Annotated in this window: 9 protein-coding genes and 1 riboswitch; of the genes, 8 read left to right on the top strand and 1 reads right to left on the bottom strand. The window is 40.3% G+C overall.

All coding sequences use genetic code 11. The features are described 5' to 3' along the window. Positions 1–52 precede the first annotated feature (52 nt). Complete coding sequence (locus ACJ7Z2_RS08900; protein ID WP_006250678.1) at positions 53–463, bottom strand: H-NS family nucleoid-associated regulatory protein; 411 nt, start codon at positions 461–463, stop codon at positions 53–55. A 145-nt stretch (positions 464–608) separates the two neighbouring features. Further along, a riboswitch (Lysine riboswitch) is annotated at positions 609–778 on the top strand. Positions 779–899: 121 nt separating this feature from the next. Here ACJ7Z2_RS08900 and ACJ7Z2_RS08895 point away from each other — a divergent pair. The 8 genes from ACJ7Z2_RS08895 to lolA all read left to right on the top strand — a co-directional run bounded on the left by ACJ7Z2_RS08895 (position 900) and on the right by lolA (position 12,507). Beyond that, the gene (locus ACJ7Z2_RS08895) at positions 900–2,432 is read left to right on the top strand and encodes a Na+/H+ antiporter NhaC family protein (protein WP_126301928.1); all 1,533 of its coding nucleotides are present in this window, start codon (positions 900–902) and stop codon (positions 2,430–2,432) included. Between the two features lie 225 nt (positions 2,433–2,657). Next, entirely contained in the window at positions 2,658–3,410 is a 753-nt protein-coding gene (locus ACJ7Z2_RS08890; RefSeq protein ID WP_409500051.1) for an SDR family oxidoreductase, read from the top strand. Positions 3,411–3,421: 11 nt separating this feature from the next. Continuing rightward, the gene (trpB, locus tag ACJ7Z2_RS08885; protein ID WP_409500050.1) at positions 3,422–4,612 is read left to right on the top strand and encodes a tryptophan synthase subunit beta; all 1,191 of its coding nucleotides are present in this window, start codon (positions 3,422–3,424) and stop codon (positions 4,610–4,612) included. Between the two features lies 1 nt (position 4,613). Next, positions 4,614–5,420, top strand: coding sequence for a tryptophan synthase subunit alpha (trpA, locus tag ACJ7Z2_RS08880; protein WP_409500049.1), 807 nt, complete (start codon positions 4,614–4,616; stop codon positions 5,418–5,420). Positions 5,421–5,553: 133 nt separating this feature from the next. Then, positions 5,554–7,122: a sialidase family protein gene (locus ACJ7Z2_RS08875; protein ID WP_409500048.1), complete on the top strand. Its 1,569-nt coding sequence runs from the start codon at positions 5,554–5,556 to the stop codon at positions 7,120–7,122. Between the two features lie 26 nt (positions 7,123–7,148). Further along, positions 7,149–8,552, top strand: coding sequence for a YdgA family protein (locus ACJ7Z2_RS08870; RefSeq protein ID WP_409500047.1), 1,404 nt, complete (start codon positions 7,149–7,151; stop codon positions 8,550–8,552). A 118-nt stretch (positions 8,553–8,670) separates the two neighbouring features. Beyond that, a complete protein-coding gene (gene polA / locus ACJ7Z2_RS08865; RefSeq protein WP_409500046.1) occupies positions 8,671–11,529 on the top strand; it encodes a DNA polymerase I in 2,859 nt (952 codons plus the stop codon). Between the two features lie 336 nt (positions 11,530–11,865). Next, positions 11,866–12,507 carry an outer membrane lipoprotein chaperone LolA gene (gene lolA / locus ACJ7Z2_RS08860; RefSeq protein WP_006250685.1) on the top strand — a complete coding sequence of 214 codons (642 nt, stop codon included), beginning with the start codon at positions 11,866–11,868 and terminating at the stop codon, positions 12,505–12,507. Positions 12,508–12,535: the final 28 nt, after the last annotated feature.

Raw genomic sequence — 12,535 nt, 5'->3', positions numbered from 1 at the left:
AAATAAGAGAACTCAATTGAGTTCTCTTTAAACTAAAAATAGTTATAGCCAATTAAATAGCAAAATCTTCTAATTTTTTACCACTATCTAAAGCATCTTGTAATGCCTTTGGTGTTCTGCCTTGACCTGTCCAAGTTTTCTCATTGCCGTTAGCATCAACAAATTTATATTTAGCCGGGCGAGGTGATAGTGCTTTACGTGCTTTGCGGGTTTTGATTACTTTATCTGCTAATAATTCCGCTAATTCATCAATAGATAACCCATCTTGTTTTAGCATTTCTCTATATTTATTTAAACTTTCTAGTTGTTTTAGTTTTTCTAATTCTTCCTGTTTCATTTCTTCTTCTTTTTCAGCAATAATTATATCTAATTTCTCAGAAATTGATTTTAATTGCTCTAATGCTAAATCTTTAGCCAAAGCCCTTAAGCTGCGGATATTCAAAAGACTTTTTAAAGCTGACATTTTACTCTCCTAAATTAATGTTTTATATAAGTAGCTTTTATGCTCCTTTTATCATATCTCAAAAGGCATTTTAGGTAAATAAGCATAAATAAAAAAATAGATACTTTATATCTAAAGATATTCGTGCTATCTTAAACACTGTCCTACAAATTGTAGAGGTGCGAATTCAATAAGTATTTCTTCTGAGTGGAAAACGATGAAGGGGAAGGAAAGGTGGATTTGCCGAAATCAATTAAGCGTCATCTTAATTGGTTGGGGTCGTTGTCGAAAGAAACGACACTGTCGTAGTAAATGCTACGGAGTGCTACTGTTAGGGTGGGTTTCAGATATTTCACATTTGCCTTCCTTTCATATTTATTTTTATAAATATCCCAGTAGATCTCTTGTTTGGCTATTCTTATTTATACAAATTATACACAGTCATTTTAGAGGTTTTATGAATCTAGTTGATTATTCTACGTCACTTTGGTCGGTATTGCCGGCACTGATTGCGCTAATATTGGCAATTGTGACACGCAAGGTGATTATTTCACTTAGCATTGGTATTCTCTTTGGTGCATTTATGCTTACTAATAGCAATTTTCTTGATGCACTTACTTATATTAAAAATAGCGTTGTTTCTTTAGTTTATAAAGGGGCTGAAGAAGGATTAAATTCAAATAATGTTAACATTATTTTATTTTTGCTTTTATTAGGGGTGTTAACGTCATTATTAAGTATTTCAGGTAGTAATCAGGCGTTTGCGAATTGGGCGCAGAAAAAGGTAAAAGGCAAACGAGGCGCAAAATTAATGGCGGCAGGTTTGGTTTTCTTTACCTTTATTGATGACTATTTCCACAGTTTAGCAGTAGGTGCGATTGCCCGACCTGTTACGGATAAATTCCGTGTTTCTCGTGCTAAATTAGCTTATATTTTAGATTCTACTGCCGCTCCAATGTGTGTGTTAATGCCAATTTCAAGCTGGGGGGCTTATATTATTACCTTAATAGCTGGCTTATTGGCTACGCATTCCATCACAGGCTATTCGCCACTAGGCGCATTTATGACAATGAGCGCAATGAACTTTTACGCCATTTTTGCGATGATTATGGTGTTCTTTGTGGCATATTTCTCATTTGATATTGGTTCGATGGCGCGTTTTGAACGTCAAGCAGCGCATTTAGCAGAATTAGATGATGAGCAAATTGAAACGAAAGGACACGTGCGCGATTTGATTTTGCCAATTATTGCACTTATTGTTGCTACAGTCTCAATGATGATGAAAACAGGTGCAGATGCACTGGCCGAATCAGGTGCTTCATTTTCTATACTAGGTGCTTTTGAAAATACTACGGTAGGCATTTCATTAGTTGTTGGTGGTGTGGCAGGGCTTATAGTTGCAACTATTTGTATCATTACAAGCGGTAATATTTCTTTTAAAAATTACGTCCGTGCTTATGGCTTAGGTGTGAAGATGATGTCTGGTGCAATCACTATTCTCTTCTTTGCGTGGACAATAAACGGTGTAGTAAGTGATATGCAAACAGGGAAATATCTATCAGGATTGGTTGCAGAAAGCATTGGAGCAGAGTTTTTACCTGCAATTCTATTTGTGTTAGCCGCAGCAATGGCGTTTTCAACAGGAACTAGCTGGGGAACATTTGGCATTATGTTGCCAATTGGGGCCGCAATGGCAGTGCATTCAGATCCAGCATTAATTATTCCTTGTTTATCTGCAGTAATGGCTGGTGCGGTCTGTGGTGATCACTGTTCTCCGGTATCTGATACCACTATTCTTTCTTCAACAGGCGCACAATGTAATCATATGGATCATGTTATTTCTCAATTACCTTATGCTTTATTAGTTGCAACCGCTTCTATTGTTGGCTACTTAGTGGTAGGCTTTACCCAATCAGCGGTATTGGGATTTATTGCTACAGCTATTGTTATGGCAATACTCATTTTGCTTTTTAAAGAAAAAAAGCATTAATTTCTGAAAATGTGAAGGGAATCACAGAATGAGATTTATTGATGAGATAAAATAGCACTCAAGATATGGATATCGAATGTTGTGTTATATAAATCTTAAAATAAGATCCTCCTAGCATTAGCGTACCTTTTGGTACGCTTTTTTCTTTTATGGCAATATTATTTCTTGCAATTTTAAATTTTTTGTACTACTTTAATAGTACATTTTAAATTTGAGGGTGAAAAGATGAAAATAGCATTAGTCACAGGAGCAACCGCAGGCTTTGGGTTGGCAATTTGTAAATTATTGCTTCAATCGGGTTATAAAGTAATTGGCACGGGCAGACGGGCAGAGCGTTTAGAAGAACTGCATTTGCAATTTGGCGATAAATTTCTACCGCTTGCATTTGATATTCAACAGCCCGATGAGGTCGAAAAAGCATTGAATAGCCGCCCTAAAGCGTGGCAACAAATTGATTTATTAGTAAACAATGCAGGCCTTGCACTCGGCTTAGAACCTGCACAGAAAGCAGATTTGAACGACTGGTATCAAATGATCGATACCAATATTAAAGGATTGGTAACGATGACACGCTTAGTTTTGCCTGAAATGGTGGAGCGGAACAGTGGGCATATTATTAATATCGGCTCGATTGCCGGCACTTACCCCTACCCGGGCGGTAATGTATATGGTGGTACTAAAGCCTTTGTGAAACAGTTTAGCTTAAATTTGCGGGCAGATTTAGCCGGCACTAAAGTGCGTGTTTCCAATGTTGAGCCGGGGTTATGTGGCGGGACGGAATTTTCAAATGTACGCTTTAAAGGCGATGATGAAAAAGCGGCTAAAGTTTATGAAAACGTGCAGTTTGTTCGCCCGGAAGATGTGGCAAATATTGTACTTTGGCTGAATCAACAACCTGAACACGTTAATATTAATCGGGTTGAAGTGATGCCGGTGGCTCAAACTTCTTCTGCCTTAAATGTAGCGAGAAATATTTAAAAGGAAATATTATGTCAGACATACTTCTTAATCCTTATTTTGGTGAATTTGGTGGTATGTATGTGCCGGAAATTTTAGTGCCGGTGCTAAAAGAATTAGAACAAGCCTTTGTAGATGCTCAGCAAGACCCAACATTCCAAGCTGAATTTGCCGATTTACTCAAAAATTATGCCGGTCGCCCGACTGCCTTAACCCTTTGCCGTAATTTAACCAAAGGGAGCAAAACCAAACTCTATTTAAAACGTGAAGATCTCTTGCACGGTGGGGCACATAAAACCAACCAAGTGCTAGGGCAAATCTTACTTGCCAAACGAATGGGTAAAACTCGCATTATTGCCGAAACAGGAGCAGGACAGCACGGCGTGGCAACGGCATTAGCGTGTGCGATGTTGGGAATGCCTTGTGTGGTGTATATGGGTGCAAAAGATGTGGAACGCCAGTCGCCAAATGTGTTCCGTATGCGTTTAATGGGGGCCGAGGTGATTCCGGTACAAAAAGGCTCTTGCTCGCTCAAAGATGCCTGTTGCGAGGCAATGCGGGATTGGGCAGCAAATTATGATACTACCCATTACCTAATCGGTACAGCAGCCGGCCCGCACCCATTCCCGACAATGGTGCGTGAATTTCAAAAAATGATTGGTGAAGAGACCAAACGTCAAATTTTAGCAAAAGAAGACCGCTTGCCTGATGCGGTAATCGCAGCGGTAGGCGGTGGCTCAAATGCTATCGGTATGTTTGCGGATTTCATCGAAGAGCAATCAGTCAAATTAATCGGTGTTGAACCGGCTGGAAAAGGAATTGAAACCGGCGAACACGGGGCACCGCTCAAACACGGTACAACGGGGATCTATTTCGGTATGAAATCGCCGATTATGCAAGATAAAGACGGACAAATTGAAGAATCTTACTCCATTTCAGCGGGCTTAGATTTCCCTTCTGTCGGGCCGCAACACGCTTATTTAAATGCGACAGGGCGAGCTGAATATGTATCGATTACCGATGCAGAGGCTTTAGAGGCATTCCAAGCATTAGCTAAAAATGAAGGCATTATTCCTGCGTTAGAATCTTCTCACGCTTTAGCCTATGCGTTAAAAATGATTCAACAAAACCCTGAAAAAGAGCAGTTATTAGTAGTGAATTTATCGGGTCGAGGCGATAAAGACATTTTCACTGTGGATAAAATTTTAAATGGAGGAGAGTAAAATGAGCCGCTTTGATACGCTATTTACCGCATTAAAAGCAAAAAACGAAGGGGCTTTTGTGCCGTTTGTGACATTATGCGATCCTGATTTTGACCGCAGTTTTGAGATTATCGACACGCTGATTAAAAATGGGGCTGATGCGTTAGAGCTAGGCTTTCCGTTTTCTGACCCGCTGTTAGACGGACCGGTGATTCAAGCTGCCAATAAACGAGCTTTAGACGGTGGTTACAGCACCGATAGCTGTTTTGAGCTAATTGCCAAAATTCGAGCCAAGTATCCGGACATTCCTATCGGTTTACTGCTGTGTGCCAATTTGATTTTTGTGCCAACCGCCGAAGTGTTTTTCCAACGCTGCCAACAAAGCGGTGTTGATGCGGTGTTGATTGCTGATTTACCGGTTTTGGCTGCACAAGAGTTTGTGCCAACCGCTGAAAAATATGGTATTCAGCCGGTGTTTATTTGCCCACCGAATGCCGATCAACAAACTATTGAACGGATTTCTCAATTAACCAAAGGTTACACTTATTTAGTTTCCCGTGCCGGTGTAACCAGTGCCGAAAACCAAGCTCACGCAAGTAATTTAGATAATTTAGTGGAAAGTTTGAAACAAACCGGAACTGCACCTATCTTACAAGGTTTTGGCATTGCCAAACCTGAACAGGTGAAAGAGGCGTTAAGGCTCGGAGCAGACGGGGCGATTTCAGGCTCAGCGATTGTGAAAATTATTGAACGTAATTTATCTAACCAAGCTAATTTGCTCAAAGAACTTGCCGAATTTGTACAAGTGATGAAAGCGGCTACTAAGTAAACGACAAGCGGTCATTTTTTGAAAAAATTTGCAAACGCTTTTAACTAAAAAACGGTTAAAAGCGTTTTGTTTTACTGTTCAAAATTAATACGTTAGGCTAGAATACACAGCCTAAATTTTGAACCTACACACTATGAAATCTGTTATCCCATTTTGCTTATTTTGCCTTTTTCTCCCTTATAGCTACGCTAAACAAACCATTGGGGCGGTGAATGGCTATGGCGAACAAGAGCTGGAAATTGCGAACAACATTGTTATTGAGCAAGAAAAACCACTATTTATAGCAAATAAATCGGCAAGAAATTACCGCATTCCCTCATTGCTCACTACTGAAGACGGCATTGTGTTAGCAGCAATCGATAAGCACGAATTTGATAACAAAGATTGGGGCAATATTGATTTGGTTATTCGCCGTAGTTTGGATAACGGCAAAACTTGGCAGAACGACCAAGTGGTGATCGATTTAATTGAGCAACCTTACAATGCCCCTAATTTTGAAAATACCCAATCCGCCTTTGTGATTGACCCGGTGATGGTGCAAGATAAAGAGTCCGAACGCATTTTCTTGCTGGTGGATATGTACCCGGAATCCAGCGGTATTCACAGCCAGATTACCTATCAAGGCAAAAGAGAGCCCGCCAATCCTGCCAATTCGTTAGGCAATGGTTATACCAAAATTGATGATAAAGCCTTTTTAAAACTGGTTGGTAAAGGCGAAACTTATACCTTGCGAGAGCAAAATCACCATTTAAGCCGAGTGTATGACGCTCAAAACCGCCCGACAGATTACCAAGTCGTCACCAAAGGCGATCCTGATAAAGCCTATCGTGATCTCGGCGATGTATATTTAGGAGAGGTGAGTGAGGCAAATTATCAAGGCAATATTTTTCTCTCCTCACAAAAAGAGTTTAATCGTTCCGCTCCGTTTGCGATACAGAAAACCAGTTATTTATGGTTGATTTACAGTGATGACAACGGCAAAACGTGGTCTAACCCGGTTGATTTAAACCCACAGCTTAAAACCGATTCAATGAAATTTCTCGGTACCGGTCCCGGCACAGGTGTACAGTTAGAAAGTGGTTCGCTATTAGTACCGGTTTATTTTATTGACCAAAATGATAATGAACTGACTGCGGTCATCAAAAGCGAAGACGGTGGAAAAACTTGGGTAATGGGTGAAACCCCGATTAAATTTAATGGTAATAAAGCTCCTTATAAGGCGAGCGAATCGCATATTGTCGAACTCAATGATGGCACGATAATGCTTTTTACCCGTACCAACAAAGGCAATGTATTGGTGTCTAGTAGCAATACCGAAGGTATGACTTGGCAAAGTAGCGAGCTTGATGCGGAGTTACTCAATTCCTATACGCAATTGTCGGCGATTAAATATTCAAAAGAAATTAACGATAAAACCTATGTGTTGCTCTCTAATGCTCATTCCAAGCAGATGTGGAAAAGAATGAACGGACGAGTTTGGATTGGTGAAATCAAGGCGAATAACCGCATAGACTGGCAAGATCATATTCAAGTTACTGATGAGAATGAAACCTTTGGCTACAGTAGCCTTGCAGAATTGCCTGATGGCAAGGTCGGGCTGTTATATGAAAAAGTCGGTGGTGAAATCAGATATATTCGATTAGAGGTTGAACAGATCTTAAAAGATGATAAGCTAAACCACTACAAGCGGTCATTTTTTTAGTATTTTTTACAAATTAAAGGAAATTTATGAAATTAACAAAAATTGCTATTTCGCTAGTTGCTATTGTTGGCGCAGTTGCGGTTGGAGGAAGTTGGTACACAGGTAAGCAGGTTGAAGAAAAATATCAGCAACTGATTATTCAAACAAATAATCAACTTAAACATATTAATAGCCAATATGGTAGTAAAGTAGAAATTAAAGATGTGCAAATTGAGCGCCATTTCTTTAGCTCCGATGCGAAATATCGTATAGAAATTGATATGTTTGATGGCGAAAAATTTGATGTAATCGGCAATGATACTATTTATCACGGTCCACTACCGCTTAATCGTTTAGCCAAATTTAACTTTGCTCCGGTAATGATGAGCCTGGAAAACCGTATTCAAGCACCTGAGCAATTTAAAAAAGTGGTTGGAGAGCAGCTAGGTTCAGGTACTACCAATATTAGTTATTCTGGTGATGCTGAGGGAGAATTTGCGCTCTCTCCGGTTAAATTTAGTAAAGATAAAACCTCGGTTGAAAGCACCCCGGTTAAAATAGAATATAGCTACGACAAAAATGGCGAAAATGCAGTGGCTAAGGTTCAGTGGGATAAGTTGGATGTGAAAGCCGAAGACGGCAATTTCCAAATTCAAGGTATATCTTATGATATTCATACAGGCGATAACCAAGGCTATGCAAATTTAGGTTTGGGTAAAGGTAGTGGAAAAATCAAAACAATCTCACTCCAACTTCAGAATGGGGACGGAAATTCCCTTATTACAGATATTGCGTTCAAGGGTGAAAATACGTTAAAAGGTGATCGAGTTGTTTCAACAGGTACTTTAGATGCAGCCTCTGTGAATATTGGAGGTATTGAGTTTGGTAAGTTTAATCTAGATATGGCGTTAGACTTTGATGCACAATTATCTGATCAAGTTTCAGTGGCACTTTCTGATCCTAAAGCTTTTGAAAATGAGCAGACTGGCGAGTTAGCCTTAGCATTATTAGCAAAGTCGGTTAAATTTCATATTAATAATGTATCGTTTGAAAATAGTAAAGGTAAGTTTGATTTAGCATTATTATTAAATGTAGCTCAGTTTGATGCGAAAGCTATAAGCGACTTAAATAGTGTGCTAAAAGCGGTAGCGACAAGTAAATTTACCTCAAGTGTGAATCGTGATTATGCAGAAGATATTGTTCGACAAATCTCAATGGTAAGAGAGAAATTAAGCGAAGAAGAGGCAAAAACTATAGCCAAACAACAAGTTGATGCTGTTTTTGCCAATGCACAAGAGAATAGCTTAAGAGTAGTTGATAATAACAAAGTGATGGTTGAATTAACGGTAGATAACGGTAAAGTGCATTTAAACGGACTTGAACTGAGCGAAGATGAACTTCAAATGGCTCTGTTTATGATTATGATGGGTGTAAGTTCACTCGGTCACTAATCTCATTCACTTAATTAAAGCGTATTTTTGCAATAGCAGAAATACGCTTTTTTTATCCTATTTTTCGCCTATTCTTGTATAATAACGCCAATATTTATTTGATTATAAAGAGATTTTTATGGCAACTATCGCAAAAAATCCACTGGTATTAGTGGATGGTTCTTCCTATTTATATCGAGCATTTCACGCTTTCCCTCCACTCACTAATCGCTTAGGAGAGCCGACAGGGGCAATGTATGGCGTGCTGAATATGTTAAAAAGCCTGATTTCACAAATGAACCCAAGCCATATTGCCGTGGTGTTTGATGCCAAGGGGAAAACCTTCCGTGATGAGTTGTTTGAGCAATATAAATCGCACCGTCCACCAATGCCGGACGACTTACGCCCTCAAATTGAGCCTTTGCACCGTATTATCAAAGCCCTTGGGATCCCGTTGATTTCCATTGAAGGCGTTGAGGCAGACGATGTGATCGGCACACTTGCAGTGCAAGCCGCTAAAGACGGCAAAGATGTGCTGATCAGTACCGGCGATAAGGATATGGCACAACTGGTGAACGATCACATTATGTTGATTAACACCATGAACAACATCGTGCTAGACCGAGAGGGGGTGATCGAAAAATACGGTATTCCACCTGAATTGATTATCGACTTTCTGGCATTAATGGGCGATTCCGCCGACAACATTCCGGGTGTCAAAGGGGTAGGAGAAAAGACCGCATTAGCCTTATTGCAAGGCATCGGTTCACTGGAACAGATTTATGCTAATTTGGATCAAATAGCCACCCTTTCTTTCCGTGGGGCGAAAAATTTTGCCCCAAAATTGGAAGCGGAAAAAGCGAATGCTGATTTATCTTATTTGCTTGCTACCATCAAAACCGATGTGGAACTTGATGTCACTCACGATCAACTTTTAACGCAGCCGCAAGATCGGGCGGAACTTGCGACCTTGTTTGAGCACTACGAATTTAAGCGTTGGTTATTTGAAGTAAACCAAAACGCTAACCCGGTGACGCAAACCACTAGCGAAAAAGTGCCGAATAATTACCAAGCCACACAAGCGGTCAGAAATGAGGAAAATGTTGCAAATGTGGTCGAGATCGATCGCGGCAAATATGAGACCGTTGATACCGAACAGAAATTATCAGCCTGGATTGAAAAACTCTCGGCGGCACGTTTGATTGCGGTGGATACCGAAACTGACAGCCTTGATGCAATGACGGCTAATTTGGTCGGTATTTCTTTTGCACTTGAAAATGGCGAGGCGTGCTATATTCCGCTTGGGCATAAGCAAAAAGCCCAGCCTCAACAAGCTGATATGTTTGGCGATGAGGAGAGTTCAGAAAACCCGTCTTTCGAAGAATTGGTAAAAAATCAGCTAAATTTGACCGCTTCCTTAAGCCAACTCAAGCCGATTTTGCTTAACCCAGAGATTAAAAAGATCGGGCAGAATATTAAATATGATTTAACCATTTTTGCGAACTACGGTATTGAGCTGCAAGGCGTTGCTTTTGATACGATGATTGAATCTTACGCCCTAAATAGCACCGGTCGTCACAATATGGATGATTTAGCCGCCCGTTATTTGGGGCATAAAACGATTCCGTTTGAAGAGCTTGCCGGCAAAGGGAAAAACCAACTGACATTCGATAAAATCGAGATAGCAAAAGCGGCTGAATATGCCGCAGAAGATGCTGATGTAACGATGAAACTCCACCAAGTATTGTGGGAAAAATTACAGAAAGAGCCTGAATTGGTGAAATTATTCGATGAAATTGAAATGCCACTTGTGAGCGTGCTTTCTCGAATTGAACGCAACGGCGTGTTGATTGACCCGAAAAAATTATTGACCCAGTCGGCTGAAATTGAAAAACGCTTGGCGGAAGTTGAAACATTAGTACATTCAGAGGCAGGACAAACCTTCAATCTTGCCTCAACCAAACAATTACAAGAGATTTTGTTTGAAAAATTAGGCTTGCCGGTGTTGAAGAAAACGCCAAAAGGTGCACCCTCAACCAACGAAGAAGTATTAGACGAGTTGGCTCAACAAGGGCATTTAGTGCCGAAGTTATTAATGGAGCATCGTGGGCTAAGTAAGTTGAAATCCACCTACACCGATAAATTGCCGCAACTGATTAACAAAAAAACAGGGCGGGTGCATACCTCTTACAACCAAGCGGTCACTGCAACCGGACGCCTTTCTTCCAGCGATCCGAATTTGCAGAACATTCCGATCCGCAATGAAGAGGGCAGACGGATTCGCCAAGCTTTTGTTGCGAGAGAAGGTTATAAAATTGTCGCTGCCGACTATTCACAAATTGAGCTACGGATTATGGCTCATTTATCGAATGATGAGGGAATGATCAACGCCTTTGCGGAGGGCAAAGATATTCACCGTGCTACCGCTGCCGAAATTTTCGGGGTGGAGTTAGGTGAAGTCACCTCCGAACAACGCCGCAGTGCGAAAGCAATTAACTTCGGGCTGATTTACGGAATGTCGTCATTTGGGCTTTCAAACCAATTAGGGATTGGGCGTGCTGAGGCTCAAAAATATATGGATCGCTACTTCCAACGTTACCCAGCAGTTCAACAATTTATGACCGATATTCGTGAAGTTGCAGTTGAAAAAGGCTATGTTGAAACCCTATTTGGTCGCCGTTTGTACTTGCCTGATATTAAATCCGGCAATGCTATTTTGCGTAAAGCCGCAGAGCGGGTAGCAATTAATGCCCCAATGCAAGGCACGGCTGCCGATATTATTAAGGTGGCGATGATTGGCATTGATAATGCGATTCGTGATAATGATGAAATCAAAATGATTATGCAGGTTCACGATGAATTGGTGTTTGAAGTCAAAGCCGATAAAATCGACCATTACAGCCAATTAATCAAAACCGAAATGGAAAAAGCGATTAGCCTCAAAGTGCCACTAATTGCCGAAGTCGGCATAGGCGAAAACTGGGACGAGGCTCATTAGCTTATATATTTGATGAGCAATCCCCCCTCTTTAGCAAAGAGGGGAGGGGGAGATTTGGCAGAAGAGATAAACGAAGAAAATAAATAAAAATAGAATGATGTATATAGACTTGAGAGTTATCAATTCTCTAGCTTTGTGAATATGGCTACCAAATCTCCCTAGCCCCTCGTAGCTCAAAGAAAGGAGCTAAAAAGGAAAACAAAAAATATAAACCTACATATTCTCAACTATACATAGTTTGGATTTTATTGTATTGTTGTAACAGTTCATTAATATGAAACTTTTGATGATTTTATTGTCAAACAAGAAAATTCTTGTTGGTAAAAAGGAAAACAAATGAAAACATTATTTAAAAAATCGGTATTCGGTTTAGCGTTATTTGGCTTGGCAAATGTGGCATTGGCTGATGCACAATCTGTTGCAGAATTACAACGCCGTTTGGAACAAGTAAGCCAATACAGTGCGGATTTCGACCAAACCGTGCGTTCTAGCAAAGGTAAACAAATTCAGCAAGGCAAAGGCAAATTCCAAGTAAAACGCCCGAACTTATTTAGAATGGATACCAAATCGCCACAAGAAAATTTGATTGTGTCTGACGGCAAAGACTTATGGTTTTACGATCCTTTCGTTTCACAAGTTACGGTAAATACCGTGCAAGATGCAGTGAATAATACGCCATTCGTCTTATTAACCAGCAGTGATAAAAGCCACTGGGATCAATATGATGTCAGCCAAAGTGCTGATACTTTCGTGCTTAAGCCAAAATCGAAGAAAAGCAATTTAAAACAGTTTGATGTGCGGATTGACCAAAGCGGTTTATTAAAAGGTTTCAGCACCATTGAGCGTGACGGGCAAAGTAACTTATATGTGTTACGCAATATTACTACCGGCGGTGTCTCAAGCGATTTGTTTAAATTCAGCGTACCGAAAGGGGCAGAGTTAGACGACCAACGTGGCGGTAAAAAATCGAAAAAATAATGGAGAGCAAGCGGTCGTTTTTCTGCAA

The organism is Mannheimia glucosida (assembly GCF_046267875.1).
GTDB lineage: Bacteria > Pseudomonadota > Gammaproteobacteria > Enterobacterales > Pasteurellaceae > Mannheimia > Mannheimia glucosida.
This window is presented reverse-complemented; position numbering and strand designations above follow the sequence as displayed.